Origin of the sequence: Methylobacterium platani (assembly GCF_001653715.1) — a bacterium.
Taxonomy (GTDB): Bacteria; Pseudomonadota; Alphaproteobacteria; order Rhizobiales; family Beijerinckiaceae; genus Methylobacterium; species Methylobacterium platani.
The window spans coordinates 29,002-46,435 of record NZ_LWHQ01000063.1 but is presented as its reverse complement, the minus strand read 5'-3'; the positions used below and the strand labels follow the sequence as shown (position 1 = coordinate 46,435).

19 protein-coding genes and 1 tRNA gene are annotated in these 17,434 nt (G+C 62.6%); 16 read left to right on the top strand and 4 right to left on the bottom strand.

Annotated features, from left to right (window positions below; genetic code table 11):
• On the top strand, positions 1–1,260 hold a 1,260-nt coding region (locus tag A5481_RS26995), incomplete at its 5' end, for an AAA family ATPase (protein WP_245298666.1).
• Positions 1,261–1,262: 2 nt separating this feature from the next.
• On the opposite strand, the gene A5481_RS33970 is transcribed toward A5481_RS26995, so the two are convergent.
• Positions 1,263–2,270, bottom strand: a complete 1,008-nt coding sequence (locus tag A5481_RS33970) for a hypothetical protein (RefSeq protein ID WP_156312260.1) — start codon at positions 2,268–2,270, stop codon at positions 1,263–1,265.
• A gap of 298 nt (positions 2,271–2,568) precedes the next feature.
• Here A5481_RS33970 and A5481_RS26990 point away from each other — a divergent pair, with 298 nt between their 5' ends.
• The 10 genes from A5481_RS26990 (at position 2,569) to A5481_RS33960 (ending at position 11,845) form a co-directional block, all read left to right on the top strand.
• Positions 2,569–2,934, top strand: a complete 366-nt coding sequence (locus tag A5481_RS26990; protein WP_048434009.1) for a hypothetical protein — start codon at positions 2,569–2,571, stop codon at positions 2,932–2,934.
• Between the two features lie 222 nt (positions 2,935–3,156).
• Complete coding sequence (locus tag A5481_RS26985; RefSeq protein WP_048434008.1) at positions 3,157–3,498, top strand: hypothetical protein; 342 nt, start codon at positions 3,157–3,159, stop codon at positions 3,496–3,498.
• Entirely contained in the window at positions 3,495–4,955 is a 1,461-nt protein-coding gene (locus A5481_RS26980; RefSeq protein WP_048434007.1) for a hypothetical protein, read from the top strand. Before A5481_RS26985 ends, A5481_RS26980 begins: the two co-directional genes overlap by 4 nt.
• The gene (locus A5481_RS26975) at positions 4,943–5,917 is read left to right on the top strand and encodes a DUF2213 domain-containing protein (protein ID WP_053082367.1); all 975 of its coding nucleotides are present in this window, start codon (positions 4,943–4,945) and stop codon (positions 5,915–5,917) included. Before A5481_RS26980 ends, A5481_RS26975 begins: the two co-directional genes overlap by 13 nt.
• A 5-nt stretch (positions 5,918–5,922) precedes the next feature.
• Entirely contained in the window at positions 5,923–6,615 is a 693-nt protein-coding gene (locus tag A5481_RS26970; RefSeq protein WP_156311847.1) for a hypothetical protein, read from the top strand.
• A gap of 127 nt (positions 6,616–6,742) precedes the next feature.
• On the top strand, positions 6,743–7,072 hold the full coding sequence (locus tag A5481_RS26965) for a hypothetical protein (RefSeq protein ID WP_048434005.1): 330 nt from the start codon (positions 6,743–6,745) through the stop codon (positions 7,070–7,072).
• Positions 7,069–8,037: a phage protein gene (locus A5481_RS26960; protein ID WP_048434004.1), complete on the top strand. Its 969-nt coding sequence runs from the start codon at positions 7,069–7,071 to the stop codon at positions 8,035–8,037. Before A5481_RS26965 ends, A5481_RS26960 begins: the two co-directional genes overlap by 4 nt.
• A 27-nt stretch (positions 8,038–8,064) precedes the next feature.
• Complete coding sequence (locus tag A5481_RS35430; protein ID WP_048434003.1) at positions 8,065–10,050, top strand: phage tail tip lysozyme; 1,986 nt, start codon at positions 8,065–8,067, stop codon at positions 10,048–10,050.
• Positions 10,051–10,228: 178 nt separating this feature from the next.
• Positions 10,229–11,341 (top strand): hypothetical protein, encoded by a 1,113-nt coding sequence (locus A5481_RS33965; protein ID WP_156311846.1) that lies wholly within the window; start codon positions 10,229–10,231, stop codon positions 11,339–11,341.
• A gap of 9 nt (positions 11,342–11,350) precedes the next feature.
• Complete coding sequence (locus A5481_RS33960; RefSeq protein WP_156311845.1) at positions 11,351–11,845, top strand: hypothetical protein; 495 nt, start codon at positions 11,351–11,353, stop codon at positions 11,843–11,845.
• 58 nt (positions 11,846–11,903) lie between these two features.
• On the opposite strand, the gene A5481_RS33955 is transcribed toward A5481_RS33960, so the two are convergent.
• A complete protein-coding gene (locus A5481_RS33955; RefSeq protein ID WP_156311844.1) occupies positions 11,904–12,149 on the bottom strand; it encodes a hypothetical protein in 246 nt (81 codons plus the stop codon).
• A 379-nt stretch (positions 12,150–12,528) separates the two neighbouring features.
• Here A5481_RS33955 and A5481_RS32825 point away from each other — a divergent pair, with 379 nt between their 5' ends.
• From A5481_RS32825 to A5481_RS26940, 4 genes are read left to right on the top strand one after another with little or no spacing between them, the layout of a single operon-like run.
• The gene (locus A5481_RS32825; protein WP_082173124.1) at positions 12,529–12,792 is read left to right on the top strand and encodes a hypothetical protein; all 264 of its coding nucleotides are present in this window, start codon (positions 12,529–12,531) and stop codon (positions 12,790–12,792) included.
• Positions 12,793–12,803: 11 nt separating this feature from the next.
• Positions 12,804–12,965, top strand: a complete 162-nt coding sequence (locus tag A5481_RS33950; protein ID WP_156311843.1) for a hypothetical protein — start codon at positions 12,804–12,806, stop codon at positions 12,963–12,965.
• Positions 12,965–14,407, top strand: coding sequence for a hypothetical protein (locus A5481_RS33945; RefSeq protein WP_156311842.1), 1,443 nt, complete (start codon positions 12,965–12,967; stop codon positions 14,405–14,407). Before A5481_RS33950 ends, A5481_RS33945 begins: the two co-directional genes overlap by 1 nt.
• Before the next feature lie 2 nt (positions 14,408–14,409).
• Positions 14,410–14,625, top strand: coding sequence for a hypothetical protein (locus A5481_RS26940; protein ID WP_048434000.1), 216 nt, complete (start codon positions 14,410–14,412; stop codon positions 14,623–14,625).
• Between the two features lie 81 nt (positions 14,626–14,706).
• On the opposite strand, the gene A5481_RS26935 is transcribed toward A5481_RS26940, so the two are convergent.
• Positions 14,707–14,782, bottom strand: a tRNA-Glu gene (locus tag A5481_RS26935).
• 130 nt (positions 14,783–14,912) lie between these two features.
• Between A5481_RS26935 and rlmB the strand changes: the two genes are divergently transcribed.
• Positions 14,913–15,782 (top strand): 23S rRNA (guanosine(2251)-2'-O)-methyltransferase RlmB, encoded by an 870-nt coding sequence (rlmB, locus tag A5481_RS26930; RefSeq protein ID WP_082173123.1) that lies wholly within the window; start codon positions 14,913–14,915, stop codon positions 15,780–15,782.
• Positions 15,783–15,800: 18 nt separating this feature from the next.
• On the opposite strand, the gene A5481_RS26925 is transcribed toward rlmB, so the two are convergent.
• Positions 15,801–17,339, bottom strand: coding sequence for a CYTH and CHAD domain-containing protein (locus tag A5481_RS26925; protein WP_048433998.1), 1,539 nt, complete (start codon positions 17,337–17,339; stop codon positions 15,801–15,803).
• Positions 17,340–17,434 lie beyond the last annotated feature (95 nt).

Below are 17,434 nucleotides of genomic sequence, written 5' to 3'. Positions count from 1 at the left end.
GGCATGGCAAAAACACCTCACGCGAAAGCGTTCTCGGTGTCCACCGATCCGGGGCAATCCCAGCCGGACTGGCATTGGCCCTATCCGGATAGCGATCAGGTCCCGACCGGCAAGCCGGGCGCGATCCGGGCAACACCCTTCCGCTGGCGGGATCCCGCCAGCATTCCGCCCAGGCAATGGCTCTACGGTCAGCATCTGATCCGCCGCTTCATCAGTATGACAGTGGCGCCGGGCGGGCTCGGCAAGTCGTCGCTGGTGCTGGTCGAGGCGCTGGCACTAGCCACCGGCCGGCCGCTACTCGGTATCACCCCGCCGGCTCGCTGCCGGGTGTGGGTCTGGAACGGCGAGGACCCGCTTGAGGAGGTGGAGCGCCGTGTGGCGGCCATCTGCCTGCACTACGGTATCAGCCGCGAGGAGATCGAGGGTTGGTTGTTCCTCGACAGCGGCCGGGACTCGGAGATCATTTTGGCGCGCACCACCCGTGCGGGCACGCATCTCGCCGTGCCAGTCGTCGAGGCCTTGACCCACACCATCCTGGAGAACGCGATCGACGTCGTGTTCCTCGACCCGTTCGTGTCGACGCATCAGGTGACTGAGAACGACAATGGGGCGGTGGATGTCGTCGCAAGCGCCATCAATCGGATCGCCGAGGAGACCGGCGCGGCGTTCGACCTCGTGCATCACGTTCGCAAGGGGCAGGGGAGTGCGGGTGAGCACACCGTCGAGGACGGTCGGGGCGCAGGCGCCCTGCTTGCCAAGGCACGCTCAGCCCGGGTGCTGAACCAGATGACGAAAGAGGAGGCCGAACGGGCTGGCGTCGATCAGAGGCGCCGCTACTTCCGGGTGGACAACGGTAAGGCCAACCTAGCCCAGCCGCCCGAGCGCGGCTCATGGTTTCACCTGGCCTCCATCTCGCTCGGGAACGGCCCGGAAAGCCTATTGGCTCTGAGCGACCATGTCGCGGTGGTCGAGCCGTGGTCCTGGCCCGATCCTCTAGAGGGTATGTCGGTCGAGGATCTGCGCGCCGCTCAGGCCGCTGTGTGTGTCGGCGGCCCCTGGCGCGAGAACGTCCAAGCTGGCGACTGGGTCGGTCGGCCCATCGCAGGCGCACTGAAGCTGGATCCAAACGAGCCGCAACACCGGGAGCGGATCAAAAAAATGCTCAAGATCTGGATCGCAAATGGGATGTTTGTCATTGCAAGCGGAAGGGACAAAAAGGGCAACATTCGCAGTTTTGTCGAATTGGGTGAACTTGCATGATATTATTCATTGGGTTGACGGCCGAAATTCTCTGCAGGAACTAAATAAATTCCCGATCGAGATACATTTTCATAAATGCCAGGCGCACGTCCTTGCAGCATTTGCGCGACACTAGTAGTAAATAGCTGTTGTGCTAAATTCAATTTTTCCTGCGCTTCTGCTATTTCAGTCGCTGTGCTTGGTCGATTAATATTTATTTGTCCGCCAAGAATGTCACCAAATACGTTGCCGGGGTTATTAATTATAGAATTAGATCCGCCAATTATTTGTCCTGGATTGTTGAAGTTAGGATTGTTGCGTATGGATGTATTTGCAGGAGGCGCTATTAATGGAGTTTCAATAGTTGCTAATACAGCGTTTAGATCAGAGATCGAGATTGTTACAAATGCAAATACAATAGGATTATTCGAGCGGATTATCAACGTGTCCCCAGCATCTGCAGCGGCAGTCAGCCCAGCGTCTATCACGCCCTTTTGGAACGCTGCCCATGCATTCGCATCTACGCCCGCATTTTTTGTAGCTCTCATAACAAAGCTTCCTTCATATGATCGGAATATGACAATAAGTCCACCATTATTTGTAGAATTAAGCTGTTTGACAGCGATTAATTTATTTCGTAGATCTCCGATTGTCATATCGTGAATTCTGACTTGTTCTATATCAAATGTCGTAGAAACTGTATCTGTTGCCGATGCAGTCAGTTTAAACAGATTTATTACACCGGCATTAGCGCTTGTTTTCAAATCTACTTTAAGTCCAATTGCCATATTGAAAGGGGGGCCATGAGCGACAGCTGGGTCATTCTGCGATCCTCTTGAGATAACGAAGCGCTGATCGCTGGTGAGAATTGATCCCGGCCAACCCACGGGACGCGGCGGGATGTTCAGCACGAAAAACCGCGGATCTTCGTTGAAGCGGCCAGCTAGTTCGGCGCGGAAGTCGGCGCTGGCCGGCGTGCTCCAGATCATCACTGCTGAAAAAAGAGCAGCTACCCTGTTCGAATTCCTCATTGCCCCGCCCCCGTTTCGAACGGCCAAGATCTGAGTTTAGACGAAACTCCTCACCTTGAAAGGTGAGGTGTGGAGAGGTGGGAAGGTGAGGGCATTTCCGGGCTTTCCCCACTTCCCCACCTTCCCCACCCCCTTTAGGGGTGGGGAGGTGTGGTGGGGTGGGGAATGCCACCCTGAGGCAGGGAAGTGAGGGTGGGGAGAAACGTACCTCCAACGCTGGCACTACCTTTGTGCCAGGCTGGCACTTTGGCAGCTCCGATGTCAGCCTCCTGGAACTCACGCACACAGGAGTGCCGCCATGGTCGACCTCCAAGATTTCGTTCAACAGACAATCCTGGACATCCTCAAAGGCGTCGCAGCCGCCAGAAAGGATCCTGAGGTCGGTGGCTTGGTCGCACCCGCTGTAACGGAGCACGCCAAGATCGACCCGGGATTTGGAGTGGCATGGCACGACAAGGCGATGTGGTCGGTCATGAGGTTCGACATAGCCATAACAGCTCAAGCGACTGCCGAGAAAGGCGGTAGTGCCAAAATCGGTGTGAAGGTCCTTTCGTTCGAGGCCTCGGTGGGAGGAGAAGGGAAGCAGGGCGGAAAGAGCGAAACTGTGAGCCGCGTGCAGTTTCCCGTACACTTTCGGCTGGATCAGGGTTCGTTGGGCAGCTGAGCTACTTCCAAATGACAATTTTCCTGCTTGGCACCCGGAAAGCGTTCTAGTCGCTTGAGCAGGGCGATAACTTGGACAATCGTAGACGCACAAAAACTTGTGTGTTCAATGACTTAGCGCTGCGCACGTGATAACCTTGTCCAACGTTTGTCCCATAAGCCCGGCGGAACGACGTTGGATAGCCCCACCCTTGGCCTTCGGAAGCGCTCGCATAGATCCCGTGTGACCAACGGCACGTCCCTGTTGCCGGACGTGGACGGGCGCTCGCTCTGGGCGCGCCGGATGCGGGACCTAATTGCGCTGCACCTCGCAGACCTCGGCGGGGAGGGCGCGGTCTCCGAGGCCGAGAAGTCCATCGTTCGCCGGGTCGCCACCCTGACCGTCGAGCTGGAGCGGATGGAGGTGGCCTTCGCCACGGCAGGGGAGGCGAGCGCCGATGCCCTCGACCTCTATCAGCGCACCGCCGGCAACCTGCGCCGGCTGCTCGAGGCGGTCGGCCTCAGGCGCCGCCCGCGAGACGTCACCCCCGATCTGCGCGACTACATCGAGGGCAACGCGGCGTGAACCTGCTCCAGGCCATGCGCGATCCCAATCTGTTCGCCCGCTGGTTCCGGGACGAAGGCACCTGGGCGGCGTGGAGGGCGTTCCTGGGCGCCTTGTTCGCCTTGCCGCTATCCGACACCGAAGCGAAGGCTTACCGGGCCTGTACGAGCCGCCAGGAGGCTCCTGAGGCCCCATTCAGCGAAGCCTGGCTAATCTGCGGCCGCCGCGCCGGCAAGAGCTTCGTGCTGGCGCTGATCGCCGTCTATCTCGCGACATTCCGCGATTACCGGCCGTACCTTCAGCCTGGCGAGCGGGCGACGATCCTCATCATCGCCACGGACCGTAAGCAGGCTCGCGCGATCCTCAACTATCTGCGCGCGCTGCTCACCGAGGTGCCGATGCTGGCCCGCCTCGTTGAGCGCGAGACCGCCGACGAGTTCGACCTGACCAACCGAGTGACGATCGAGGTAGGCACGTCCTCGTTCCGATCGGTGCGAGGCCGAACCCTCGTGGCGGGCGTGCTGGACGAGATGGCGTTCTGGCCGACCGAGGACGCTGCCGATCCTGACTTCGCCATCCTCGACGCCCTGAGGCCTGCCATGGCGACGATCCCGAACGGGATGCTGCTGTGTGCGTCCAGCCCGTACGCCCGCCGCGGCGCCCTCTGGGATGCCTTCAATCGGTACTTCGGGAAGGATGACCCCAACGTGCTGGTCTGGCGCGCACCAACTCGGGTGATGAACCCGAGCGTGCCTCAGCGCCTGATCGATGAAGCTTACGAGCGCGACCCGGCCGCCGCCGCAGCCGAGTACGGGGCCGAGTTCCGGACCGACGTGGAGCGCTTCGTCAGCCTCGACGTGGTGGACGCCTGCATTGCCGTCGACGTGTTCGAACGCCCGCCGAGCCAGGGCCATGTGGCCTTCGTGGATCCGTCGGGCGGCTCGGGCGACAGCATGACTTTGGCGATCGCTCACCCTGAGGGCGATGCGGTGGTGCTCGACGCCGTCCGGGAATGCCGGCCGCCCTTCTCGCCGGATCAGGTAGTGGAGGATTTCGCCACCCTGCTGAAGAGCTACAAGGTCAGCGAGGTGATGGGCGACCGGTACGCGGGCGAGTGGCCGCGCGAGCGCTTCAAGGTCCACGGCATTCAGTACGTCGTGTCCGAGAAGACGAAGTCCGACCTCTACCGCGACCTGCTTCCGATGCTGAACAGCGGGCGCGCGTCCCTGCTCGATCACCAGCGCCTGCGCACGCAGATCGTGAACCTGGAGCGCCGGACGGCACGCGGTGGCCGGGACAGCATCGATCACCCACGCGGTGCGCACGACGACGTCGCGAACGCTGTAGCCGGCGCGCTGGTGACACTCTCCCAGCGCGCACAGCCAATCGTCGTGACGAGGGAGCAGGCGACCGCGTTCGGTCCCCCGCGCATCAGAAGCTACCCCAGCCGAAGGAGCTACGCTGGATGGCCCGGATGATGAGACAGGACATGCTGGCGCTCGATTATGCGAGCGCCCGGGCCTTCGATGCTGACGGTCATCTGCACGTCCGGCAGACCAACGTGAGCAAAGCCATGGTCTGCCCGTACTACGGGCACGAGATCCCGGGTTTTCAGGAACTCGGCCTCGACGCGCACAAGGTCTATCACCTGCTGCGCGATCCCCGCGAGCTTGAAAAGGCAGCCCACACCTTCAACGGCAAGCCCTTGCTCTACGGCCACAACCCGGTGAGCGCCGAAGATCACGACCACGAGCGCACCGTCGGATCGGTGAGCGGCGCCCGGTGGGTGCCCCCGTACCTCAAGATGGATCTGTCGTGCTGGTCGCGGCCGGCGATCGACGGGATCAACGACGGTACGGCCCGGGAGATCTCGGCGAGCTACCGCTACACCCCCGTGATGACGCCTGGGACATACCAGGGCGTTCGCTTCGACGGTCGCATGACCAACCTGTCGGGCAACCACGTCGCCCTTGTGCCGAAAGGCCGAGCTGGGCCTGATGTGGTCGTTGCTGACGCTGCCCTTGCTGCCTCCGATCCGACGGACTGGCAGCAACAGGCCGATCTTTTGGCGAGCTACGGCATCGGCGATGCGCAGATCCTCGCTGTGACGAAGCATCTTCCAAAACGAAGCCACCAAAGCGCCTCGATCTACAATGGAGCGAACGACATGGGTCCGACTGAAGTCGAAACCATCCTCAAATTTCTGATGTCCAAGCTATCCGAGAGCGAGCTCGCCGAACTCGACGCGCAGCTTGCCGGTGAGGGCCGCGCCGAGAACTTGGCCTCGGATGCCCGGCTGCGCGACCGGCGTAACTGGCTGGCGCTCGACGCGCGGGCCCGGCACGGCGTCCGGAAGAGCCGAGGGCAGACCGTCGCCGCTCGTGCCGCCGACGAGGCCGAGATCACGAAGGCCTTCCCGCACATGTATCGGCAGGGGTGACGGTCATGGCCCTGCCGAAGGTCAAGCAAGAGGTGTCACGCGATCCGTCGCGCGCCGCCCTTGCGGAGCAGATCGAACGCCGCGCCGCCGCGCGGCAGTCTCGCGACGACGCACTTCGGGCGCTGAACGAGGTCGAGGGGCGGCAGCTGCCGGCGAGCGAGGCGGTATGGCAGGCAGAGGCAGCCCTTGCCGATGCGCGCCCGCTGTCGGGAACCGAATTGATTGCCGCCACACTCCGTGGCGAGTCGATCGATACCGAAGCCCCGATCAAGGAAGCGCGCAGCCGCGTCGAGGAGTCCCGGAGGGCACGCGACCAGCTTACGACAGCCCGCGACAGCCTCCGAGCTGCGCTGGACCGCGCGAGCGACGGTGTGCGCTGGGCCGACGAGAGCGTCCGCGAGGCACGGGCGGCCGTCCTACAGTACGCCCTTCCTGACCTGATCGAACGAGCGAAGGCGCTCCGGGCCGAGCTTCTGGGAATTGGCCGCGTCTTGAACGTTCTGCGGAGCGAGCACACCAGCCCGAGCATCGGCCCCGGCGAGCGCGCCTTGCTGAGCGAGGCAGACGACGTTGGCCGATCGGCGTTCTTCGAGCGGTCCAACGAGGTGCCGGCGACGGCCGAACAACTCGCCTGGGAAGACGCCATGCGAGGTCTTCTGGATGATCCGAATTGCCCGCTCCCCCGCATCGGGGAGTGAGGCCAACCCGATCGGCGCCGTCAGGGCCGCCGATGGCGCCAAGTCGTTCAGTGGCGCCGGAAGTAACGACGACAGCCGGCGGGGAGGCGTCACTCCCGCGGCCGGCAGCCACTCTTGAGGATCGCTGATGAGCGACGTTGTGCAATTTCCCACCCGGTTGTCGGGGCGCGACCTCAACCAGATCTATCGATTTGGCGCGGTCGGTGGGCTCGAGGTGCTGTTGATGCATCCGCCGGGCGACGAACCAGCGCCGCTGGAAATCACCCTCCGGGCCGGCGGCGCCGTGGTCGAGATCGCTTCCATCAACGACGTCGACGGCGACATGAGCCGCGCCCTGTGGGGCGCCCATCAGTTCGCCGACGCCCTGTTCAGCAGCCTTATGGCGATCAAGGGCCGCGGCGTACTGCGCGACGCCTTCCTCGGTCCGCAGGCGCCCGACGACGGAGAGGCCGCATGACCCGCCAGTACCTCCGCAGCGCCACGATCGATTTCGAGGGCGGCAATGACGGCCTGCGCTTCGCTGTCAAGGACGGGTCGGAGCTGCGCTTCAAATTCCAGGTTGAACACGGGGATAAGATGTCGCCGAACCGTGCCGCCATCACGGTCTACAATGTCGCCAAAGCAACAGAGCAGCGCTTCCTGAAGGAATTTAAGAAAGTCAGTATCTCCGCAGGGTACCGCGACAATGTGGGGCTGATCTTCAAGGGTGAGATCATCCAGGCGACAGCCGGCCAGGAGACGCCGGTCGACACCTTCGCTTTTGCATTGGCTTCCGACAGCGACACCGCCCACAACTATGGCGTCGTCAACAAGGCGCTCGCCTCCGGCCACACATACAGGGATCAGGTGATGGAGTGCTTCAAAGCCATGCAGCCGCATGGTGTGGAGCTAGGGTTCATCGCCGATCTGGGGTCGAAGAAGTTCCCGCGCGGTGCTGTGCTCACCGGTATGGCCAATGATGTCCTGCGACGGATCGGGTTTGCGACGGGGACATCCCCCAGCATCCAGAACGGCAAGTTGCAGATGGTGAAGAACGACGGGGTTCTGCCCGGCGACGCCATCGTGCTCAACAGCCGAACCGGCATGATCGGGCGGCCGCAGCAGACCATTGGCGGTATCATCGTCCGAACCCTACTCAATCCGCGCATCGCGATCGGCAGCGTGGTCAAGATCGACGAGCGAAGCATCGACCGGCAGTTCTTCGATGCTTCGTACACCGGCGCAGTCAGCAACTCACTGATCCCGGACATTGCGACAGATGGCTTCTACAAGGTTCTGTTCGCCGACCATGAAGGCGATACCCGCGGGCAGAGCTGGTACACGACCGCGACCTGTGTCGCGATGAACAGCAACAAGGGTATCCCGATCATTCAGGCGCAGCGCGGCATCGGCGTCGATCCGCAATTCACCAATCAGCAGTGACGGCGTCGGCCGCGCAGGAGCACCATCATGGCGGACGACATCCTCAAGCAGTTCATGGTGGCGATCGGCTACCGCCAGGACGAGGCTAGCCAGAAGCGGTTCATGGATGGCGTGAAGAAGGCGGAGCTAGCCGTAGCCGGGCTGGCGACGGGCCTAACCGCCATGGCCACGGCGGCGACCGTTGCGGCCCTCAAGGTAGCCGGCGCGTTCGAGGGGCTGTCCTACGCCTCGCAGAAGGCCGGCTCGACGATCCAGAACCTCAAGGGGCTGAGCTACGCCGTCTCGCAGCTCGGGGGCACCTACGAAGGCGCAATGGCGTCGGTCGAGGCGTTCGCTAAGCAGATGCGGACGAACCCCGGCTATGAGGGGCTGGTGCGCTCCCTCGGCGTCGCCACGCGCCAGAACGGCAAGCTTCGCGAGACCACGGACATCTTCCGCGACCTAGGCGAGGTGTTCCGCAAGCAGCCCTACCATATCGGCTACACCTACGCTCAATCGCTCGGCATGGACGAGGACACGTTCCGAGCGGTTCGGGACCACGGTGACGAACTCAAGCGGTTCAAGGACGAGTACGACCGGACGACGCGCCGGATCGGCCTCAACAACGAGGACGCGGCGAAGAAATCGACTGCCTTGATGCAGTCGTTCCGGTCGCTGCAGACCTCGATTGAACTCGTTTCGCAAAAGCTCCTGACCGACTTCGCGCCGGCCCTTACGGCGATCATTGACAAAGTGCGCGCCTGGATCGAGGCAAATCCAGATCAGATCCGGGTCTGGATCGAGGGCGCTGGTAAGGCTGCCGTGGCACTGGCCGCCGGCTTCATGAAGGTCGTAGACGCGATCGCCCCGCTCGTCACGGGGCTCGGCAACATCACGTCCTCCATCACCGGGGAGAAGGGGCTACAGGGCGGGCTGGAGGCCTTCGCGATCTGGCTCACCACCGTCTGGCTGGTGAAGATCCTGGCTGCGTTTACGGGCGTCGGGACGGGGTGGGCTGCGATGCTGCTGCGGATGGGGCTGAACCCCGCCGTGCTACTCGGCGGCGCCGCGGCGCTGTCGGGCGTGGCAGTGGCGACGCAGCTTCCAAAGGCAGTAGCCCATGGCGGTGCCGATCCGGCGACAGGCGGGGCGCTCGATACGAACCCGATGGGGGACATTGGCCGAGAGAACTCGGGCAAGCTCGGGCGCCTCTGGAAACAGTACGCTCCTACATGGCTTGGGGGGCGGAAGCCTAATATCCGGTACGGGGATAAGGTCGGGCAGGCTACGATCGGCAACTGGTGGACGCCTGAGCGCCAGCAGCATGCGATCGACAAGCTCAAGGCTGGTGGCGTCTCGGAGTTGGGCGCGAAGGCCCTAGTCGCTCGTTGGAGTTCAGTCGAGGCCCGCGGCGGCCCCGCTTCGATCAATCCGAATTCCGGGGCGTTCGGGATCGCCCAATGGCTCGGTAGCCGTAAGCCGGCCATCAACGGCAACACCAGCTTCGATGACCAAATCGACTACGCTCTGAAGGAGCTGAAGAGCACGGAGGCCCGCGCACTCAGGACCCTAAATTCCGCCACCACGGCTCGCGAGGCCGCCGACGGTGCTGCGCAGTTCGAGAGGGCCGAGGGCTGGAACGGGCACACGGACAACTTCGCCCGCCAGACTGAGGCCGCCATGGCGAAGATCGGCCGCGACGCTGCCCGCGCGGCGCAGAATGGCCGTCCGATCGGTCAGGCCACGAACGTCAGCGATGCGCAGGTCATCGCGAACGACCACGGTCACTATGCGCGGCTCAGCAAAGTGCTGGGCGGCATGGACTTCACGGCCCGCCACGGCGCCACGGACGCCCCGCTGGGCGTCACGAACAACACGACCAACTCGAACGACCGCTCCCTGAACATGCCCCTGAGCGTCACCATGAACGTGCAGGGCAACGGCAACGCGCAGGAGACGGCGAACGCCGCGCTGCGGGGCCTCACGCGCTTTCAGGATATGAGCCTGAGGAACGCACAGAGTGCGGTGCGATAACGAAGGTTGCGGATACGCTCTGGGCACCGAACTCACTCGTTCAATCTGGCTTTGGACGATCGTGCAGCCGCTGCCTGAGCCAACAACTTAGGCCTTTCGCTCCACGTCGCCTTCCACTAAACGTTGAGGATCAAGAGCGATGCATCGTTGAGCGGCATCGCCGCTAGGGACTTGAGGCATGGTATTCGTTGATATAAATACGCGTATACTTCCGCGAGATCATGAAATATTCTTCGCGAGGCCAGGCTCTGGCTATCGCCTATATCCCGATTTCATAGAAAATGAAATGATTTTCATTGATCTTCCGGGACTTAATCTTACTCCTGACATACCTCTAAGTCAGCAGAGTGGAATTAATCAGCAGATACACCGATCTCGCGCGCTTAAATCATGGTACAGAGGAAAGGGCGACAGTCCAAAACCCAGCGTAGAAGTTGGTGATTATTCAAAAGGAATTGAAGATGCTGGCGTATCGCAGCTGCGCAGCGCTTTGACAGGGTATTTTCATCGCGCTAAAAAAGGCGATTTAGTCTTAGTAGCGCCAGCAGCTTACTCTTTCCCTGCATTCATCGGCGAATTTACGGAGGAGCCAACTGCAATTGTAGACATTAATGTGCCCAGATTTTACGGAGAAGAAAATTTACAAGGGCGGCGCGTCAAGTGGATTGGAAAAATCGAGAAGCGATTTCTTGATAGGACGATATTAGACATTATAAGCAAACCAAATATATTTGTGACGCTACCTAGGTCAGTGCGGCGTGAGATTTATGATCTAGTTTATAATGGATATACCTTTGATGGAGATTTTAGTGCTAGATTTGATGTAACAGAAGATGACTTCAAAACCTACGACGATTTTCTAATACAATCATTTTTTAATTTCGTAGCAGCTAATACGAAAGCAATCGCAGAAGGAGAGGATGTTTACCATTCATACAGGGACGCTGCCTTCATAGATGCCGGTCCATACACTCCTGAACTTCGCACGGACGTAAGTTCACCGGGATTTTTGAATATTTATTCATCTAAGATTACCCCTCTTGTTGCGGCCGTTTTGTTTGCTCTAGCGGTCAACTATGGACCAGACGCTTTTAGTGCTGCCGAGGCCGGCCTGATCAGGATTGGAAACTCGCAGGCACCAGCAGATGATGCTTGCGTTGCAGACATTCAGGCTCAGGCGCTCGCCCAAATCAAACTTTCTGGGGCGATCGGATGGGCAGAGGCATGCGACAAGGCCCGCCAGGCAGCGGGCAGGACAGGGATCAAAGGACCTGCTAAAGTGGCTCGGTGAGGGATCAAAATGGCATTTTTTAGCCACTTAGACAACATGCCGAAATGGGCTGTGGCGGCACTTTCGTCCCTAGCTACAGCGATTGCAGCCGTTTGGCTGAACTATAGTGATTTTCGCAAAACGAGAATTGAAGCAAATAGCGCTGCGACTGAACAAACCGTTCAGGCAAATTTCGATCTTAAGCCCATACTCGATAAATTTATAGCGCTATCTCGTGGTGCAGGACATGTCACGCAAGACGATCGAGTTCAGCTTACAAAGGCTATTCGTCAGTCTTACGATAAAGCCGAGGATGTTAGAAATAGACTCGGCGGTCTAGATGCAGAATTTAGAGATTTAAGCAGCGCTCTAGTGCAGCTAAAAGAAGGCGCTGATAACATGACTGGACCGATCGATGGAAAGCAATTTTTTGTTGCATATGCAAAATATATAGTCGCCGATGAAAATTGGAGGCGGGCCGTCCAGAAGCAACAAAATAGTTATGTCTCTTCGTTTCGGCTATGAATAGGGTCAGCCACGCATTATACCAAAGGCTTGCCGGCAATCGGCACAGGTCGTGAAACTAAGACTCGTCATCGCTGCGGGTAGGCCAGTCCTTCAGTTCATCTTCGAGCCATTTTTCTGCATCGTAGTGCGGGCCCGCGGAAGATCGAAAATTTAAATAATGACCATATGATTTGTCGTTAAGCCATCGCTCAAAATCCGTAAAGCTCGGATACCAGCCTGGTTTGATGATATAATTTATCTCTTTTGCCCACTGGAATGCTAGGCTCCTAATAGCCTTTTCTGCTTCTGACTTCTTGGTCATTACCATCCGCCCTTGCGATCAAAGTGCCTGTCAGAGCAAAGCTGCACCTGTCTGAACTGGTCCACGAATAAAGCATAGGCCGCCTTCATTTAAGGTAGCCCTTGGCCTTGAGGCCTTCGGCCGCCAACCGGCGCAGCGCCTCAGGGCGCGATGGCAAATCGGCTTCTGAGGCTCTGAATTGATCGAGTGCAGCTAAGGCGGCTGGTTGTAGGCGGACCTGGATCTGAGTGCCCGGCTGCTGAGGGCGCGATTTCTCATCCGATCCCATGGTACCACCAGTTGACCCCTACAAGCCATCATGGTACCACGATAGCAGGCCGGAAGGAAGGGTGAGAGCTTCCATCCGGCCCTGACCACGCACGTCGCAAGAGGACGTCTCATGGCTATCCATTATCCTACAGCCCCGGCCCGCGCCGGTGAACGCGGCCGCACGCCTTCTCCGCATCTCTATGCACGAGAGGCTCCCGTCATCTCGCCTGACGAGCTTGAGGCGCCGGACGCCTGGGAGGCTGTACAGCCGGTCCGGCCTGACACCCCCCATGTCCGCGCGCTGCGCTTCGTGAATGCCACTGGCGAGCTGCTGGCGGCCGTCATCCTCGTGGCTGGCACCATTGCCGGTTACGGCGTCCTGCGCCCGTTTTGAGGGGGATGACGATGAGCAACGACACTCCCGTGCCGGCGCTAGCCGATCAGGATCTCGGCCAGGACGCTGACGCGCTCGCGGCGCTGCGAGATGGCCTGCGCCGCTACTTCTCCGCCCTAGGGCCGGAGGAGGGCATCGCCTTCGACTCTCTCCTGGCTGAGGGAGGCCTGTGATGGTGGTCGCACGCAAACGCCTCGCCGCCAGCGCCAAGCCAGTCGGCGGCTCCATTGAGGATCTGCGCCGCCGCGCCGCTGCGCTCCAGGCGGAGGCCGATCGCCTTGCATCCGCAGCCGACCGCAAGGCGAAAACGCCTCCTGTGGACGGTGAGTCAATTTCCTTGTCGCACGGCGGCAAAGTGCATCACGATAGTAATCGCAAGTTAACCAAAGCGGAGGGTAGCCGTAGCGCTGCTCCCGCTGAGCATTTGCGATTGGATCGTGACATGGGTCGGCATGAGACATTCGGCAACGCGTTGCCGGTTGCGGATAGGCTTGCACCTTATTTGCAGGGTGATCCTGCTGCACGCGCTGATGTCCCTGCAACCATCTCCGAACTCATACATGCGCATGAGATAGCCTACGGCTACGCCCTCTACACGGAAGCCTACGGGCTACCGGATCTGGCCGAGCGGCGAAAGACTGAGGAGGAGACATTCCGCGCTCTCCTGCACGCCCCAATGCACACAGATGCCGACCGCGTGGCTTACGCTATCGCCGTCATCTCACGACAAGCGCATTCCCTCGGCGACGGAAGCGCGACAGAACGGGATCATCCACTCGCAGTAGCCTATCGCAACCTGCGCTTCGGCGAACACGCCCGGGAGCCGGAGGAGATACGCCACGTCGGGCGCAAGGCCGAGCCTGAGGCCGCGGCGGATCCGATCTTTGCTGCGATTGAGGCGCATCGGGCCGCATATGACGCCTGGCTCCCGACCATGTTCGCTTGGAGCGCCACACTCGGCGGTACGCCGGAATACGAGGCAGCCGAGGCGAACGACGCAACAGCCCGCCAGTTAGAGCGCGCTGCCTTCCGCAGCATCCTGACCACCCAACCGATCACCCCTAGCGGCTTGGCCGCGCTCGCCGCCTACCTGCCGGACGCAATACGTCAGTCCAACCCCGACACGGAAGCAGAGGCTCTGGCGGGGCTCGATGCCCTGCGTGCCGGTGTGAATTCTATCCGGCTTGAGGCTGCTGGCGCCCCCCCCGTGGCCACCGTCAAGGCACAATCCGAGACACACAAAGGAGACATCGCCCGCCTCTCCGCCGAGCAAGTCGACCTGGGTGCCCTGGACATTTTTCAGCTTTCGGCCCTGTTCGAGGCCTATCAGGTCGCGAAATTTACCTGGGAAGGCGTGGCGGCGCGCCCTTATAGCTCCAAAGAGACAGGATCCGCCCCGCTCACAACGGCTTTGGGCGAGGTGGCGCGGTTCGAAGAAGAGCGCGCTTGCTGGATCGTAGATCGTCTTGAGAAGGAGATTGCCACTCGCAAGCCAGAAGATGAGTATCAGCGCGATGAAATCCTGATGGTTCGTACGCAGCAGGAGTTCAGGTGCAACATGCGCATTCACAACAATGCGCTTATCCGCGATATCGCCAAAGCCTGGAGCGAGTGAAGATGAGCAACATCATCCACTTTCCCGCCGGTCACCCCATTGCCGCAGAGCGCATCCCACGCGAGCAGTTCGAGCGCCTAGCGGGACTTGCCTTGGACGTGGTGGATCAGATCCTGGTGCTGCTCAATGACGCGGAGGGGCAGCTGAGTACCAGTGGACCAATCAGCTTCCGATCGGGAGCCGCCAAGCCGTATCCAGACGACCTTGAGGGCGACTGAGTCCAAGGGTGTCCACCCCGATATATGGGACAACCGTTGGACATGGAAACCGCGCCAACCAAGCTAAGCGCTTGATATTGTTGGCGCGCCCTACGGGACTCGAACCCGTGTTTTCGCCGTGAAAGGGCGACGTCCTAGACCGCTAGACGAAGGGCGCCGGTGCGGGGCGAAGGGAGCTATAGTGGGGATCCACCGGGAGGGCAACCGGATTGATGGGCTTGACGGCGGACGAGGGCTCAGTCTTGTCGAGCGCCGATCGAGGCCTTGAACGCGGGCGGGACGACGAGATGACGACGAGGCAGGGACCGCGCGCGGGTGGGCCGGGCAAGTTCGGGCAGGGCAGGGACGGCCAGGGACGACCGGGCTACGGCAAGCCGCCGCAGGGACGTGGCGGGCCGGGCAAGGGCGCACCGGGCAAGGGCGGGCCAGGCCGGCGACCCGGCGACGACGTCGACGGGCCGGCGGTGCTGTACGGGTGGCACCCGGTCTCCGAGGCGCTGCGCAACCCGGACCGCGAATTGCGGCGGCTGCTGGCGACCGAGAACGCGGCGATCCGCCTCGCCGAGGAGGTCGGCGAGCTGCGCATCATCCCCGAGATCGTCAAGCCGGGCACCATCACGGGCCTGCTCGGGCCGGACGCGGTGCACCAGGGGCTCTACCTCGAGGCGGAGCCGCTCGCCGGCCCGGCCTTCGACGCGCTGCCCGACGACGCGGTGCTGCTCGCCCTCGACCAGATCACCGATCCGCACAATGTCGGGGCCATCGTGCGCACGGCGGCGGCCTTCGGCGTCACCGCCATCGTCACCACGGCGCGGCACTCGCCGACGGTGACCGGCGTGCTGGCGAAATCCGCCTCGGGCGGGCTCGAGCACGTGCCGTTCGTGGTGGTGCGCAACCTCGCCGAGGCCCTGATCGAGCTCGGCGAGCGCGGCTTCACCCGGGTCGGGCTCGATTCCGAGGCGCCCGAGACCCTCGACGCGGTCGGGCCGAAGACGCCGCTCGTCGTGGTGCTCGGGGCCGAGGGCAAGGGCCTGCGCCAGCGCACCCGCGAATGCTGCGACGTGATGGCCCGCATCCCGTTCCGCGGCGCGATCCAGAGCCTCAACGTCTCGAACGCCGCCGCGATCACCCTGTACGCCCTGATGCCCCGCGCCTGACGCGCGGGGCCCTTCCCGTCAGCGCCAGAACGGCCGCACGTCGATCAAGGCCTCGTGCGCCGTGTCGGCCGCGGCCAGCAGGTGCCGGCTGCGCGCCTCGGTGTCGGCGGTGGCCATCCCGGCGGCGAAGACCGCGCCCTCCGGCGCGCCCCGGGCGAGCTCGGCCGCCAGGGTATGGGCGGTGGCGATGTCGTTGAGGTCGCCGAGGTGGTCCTGCAGGTCGGCCAGGGCCTCGACGAAGACCTTGTGGCGCTTGGCGGCCTTCCTGCCATCGTAGAGGGCGGCGAAGAACTCGGCGCCGTAGCGCAGCTTCTTGGCGGCGATCCGCACCCGGTGGCGCGCCTCGGGGTCGAGATCGGCGAGGTGGCGGCCGCGCTTCTTCACCTGGCGGCGGCGCCGCTCCAGCTCTTCGGTGGCGAAGGCCCGGGCCGGGCCATCGCGGCGGGCGGCGCCGGCATTGTCCGGGCCGAGCCAGGGACCGCTCTCGATCCAGGCGACGAGATCGAGGAGGAAGTCGCGCCACGCGCGGCTCTCCAGCACCGCCCGCACCGCGTCGTGCGCCGCCGCGCGCTCGGTCTCGAGGTGGCGCTCGAGGATCAGGAGCCCGGGCTCGTCCGGGCGCCGCTCGCGCTCGCGCGGCAGGGTCTTGCCGAGATAGACGTCGAGGTTGCGGGCATGGCCGAACGGCTCGATCAGGCGCTTCAGCTCGGCCTTGATCCCGGGCACGCGCCGGTCCTCGATCACCGCGCCGAACAGCGAGAAGGCCGAGCGCAGGCGGCGCAGCGACACCCGCAGCTGGTGCAGGGCCTCGACGTCGCGGCGCGCCAGCAGCACGGTCTCGTTGAGCCGCATCTGGCGCAGGCAGGCATAGGCCACGGCCTGGAACGCCTTGGCGGCGGTCATGTCCGGGGTGAGGGACACCGGCTCGGCCTTCACGGCGCGGCCGAGCCGCCCCGCGACCAGGGCGTCGCCGCGCTCGAACTTGCTCAGCACGCCGAGGCGCAGGGGCACGTCGGCGGCGAGCGTGCGGGCGAGGTCGAACAGGGCCTGCGGCGAGCCGCCGGTCAGCTCGAACTCGATCTCGCTGATCGGCGAGACCCGGTCGTCCGGTCCCCAGACCCGGCCGCGGTCGAGGGCGACCTCGATGCGGCTGCCCGCCGGCCCGGTATCGGCGAGGCGGCGCACGCTGCGGGTCACCGTCGAGGTGTAGAGGGGCGCGAGGTCGTCCGCGCCGTCGAGGAGCGCGGCGACGGGGGTACCGGCGAAGGAGGCGGGGTCCGGCCGCTCGCCGGCCACGTCGCTCTCCCATTCCGGCCGGTCGAACAGGCCGGCGGCGGCCGGGCCCCGGGCCTTCACGGTCTGGATGTGGCGCTCGCCGTCGCGGCGGACCCGCAGGGTGTAGCCGGCCTCGCGCAGGCGGCCGTCCGGCGTGTCGTAGTAGACCGAGGTCAGCTCGGTCTCGGTCCAGGTCCCGGCGAGCAGCGGATGCTCCCGCAGGCGTGCGAGGTCGGAGGCCTCGACATCCAGCTTCAGCTCGGTCTCGCGCGGTTCGCTCATCACGGCGGTCCTGATCTCCCGTTCGGCCCTCCCGATCACGGGGGGCGTTCAGAAATCATGGACGAGGCCGAAGGTTTCGCAAAGGCCGTCCGCGG

Bases quoted from the DNA above. Each gene is read 5' to 3' on its own strand.
- A5481_RS35430 (WP_048434003.1), top strand. From the start codon at position 8,065: ATGGCGGACGACATCCTCAAGCAGTTCATGGTGGCGATCGGCTACCGC.
- rlmB (WP_082173123.1), top strand. From the start codon at position 14,913: ATGACGACGAGGCAGGGACCGCGCGCGGGTGGGCCGGGCAAGTTCGGG.
- A5481_RS26975 (WP_053082367.1), top strand. From the start codon at position 4,943: ATGGCCCGGATGATGAGACAGGACATGCTGGCGCTCGATTATGCGAGC.
- A5481_RS33945 (WP_156311842.1), top strand. From the start codon at position 12,965: ATGGTGGTCGCACGCAAACGCCTCGCCGCCAGCGCCAAGCCAGTCGGC.
- A5481_RS33960 (WP_156311845.1), top strand. From the start codon at position 11,351: ATGGCATTTTTTAGCCACTTAGACAACATGCCGAAATGGGCTGTGGCG.
- A5481_RS26965 (WP_048434005.1), top strand. From the start codon at position 6,743: ATGAGCGACGTTGTGCAATTTCCCACCCGGTTGTCGGGGCGCGACCTC.
- A5481_RS26990 (WP_048434009.1), top strand. From the start codon at position 2,569: ATGGTCGACCTCCAAGATTTCGTTCAACAGACAATCCTGGACATCCTC.
- A5481_RS26925 (WP_048433998.1), bottom strand. From the start codon at position 17,339: ATGAGCGAACCGCGCGAGACCGAGCTGAAGCTGGATGTCGAGGCCTCC.
- A5481_RS26960 (WP_048434004.1), top strand. From the start codon at position 7,069: ATGACCCGCCAGTACCTCCGCAGCGCCACGATCGATTTCGAGGGCGGC.
- A5481_RS26940 (WP_048434000.1), top strand. From the start codon at position 14,410: ATGAGCAACATCATCCACTTTCCCGCCGGTCACCCCATTGCCGCAGAG.
- A5481_RS32825 (WP_082173124.1), top strand. From the start codon at position 12,529: ATGGCTATCCATTATCCTACAGCCCCGGCCCGCGCCGGTGAACGCGGC.
- A5481_RS33965 (WP_156311846.1), top strand. From the start codon at position 10,229: ATGGTATTCGTTGATATAAATACGCGTATACTTCCGCGAGATCATGAA.
- A5481_RS33950 (WP_156311843.1), top strand. From the start codon at position 12,804: ATGAGCAACGACACTCCCGTGCCGGCGCTAGCCGATCAGGATCTCGGC.
- A5481_RS33955 (WP_156311844.1), bottom strand. From the start codon at position 12,149: ATGACCAAGAAGTCAGAAGCAGAAAAGGCTATTAGGAGCCTAGCATTC.
- A5481_RS33970 (WP_156312260.1), bottom strand. From the start codon at position 2,270: ATGAGGAATTCGAACAGGGTAGCTGCTCTTTTTTCAGCAGTGATGATC.
- A5481_RS26970 (WP_156311847.1), top strand. From the start codon at position 5,923: ATGGCCCTGCCGAAGGTCAAGCAAGAGGTGTCACGCGATCCGTCGCGC.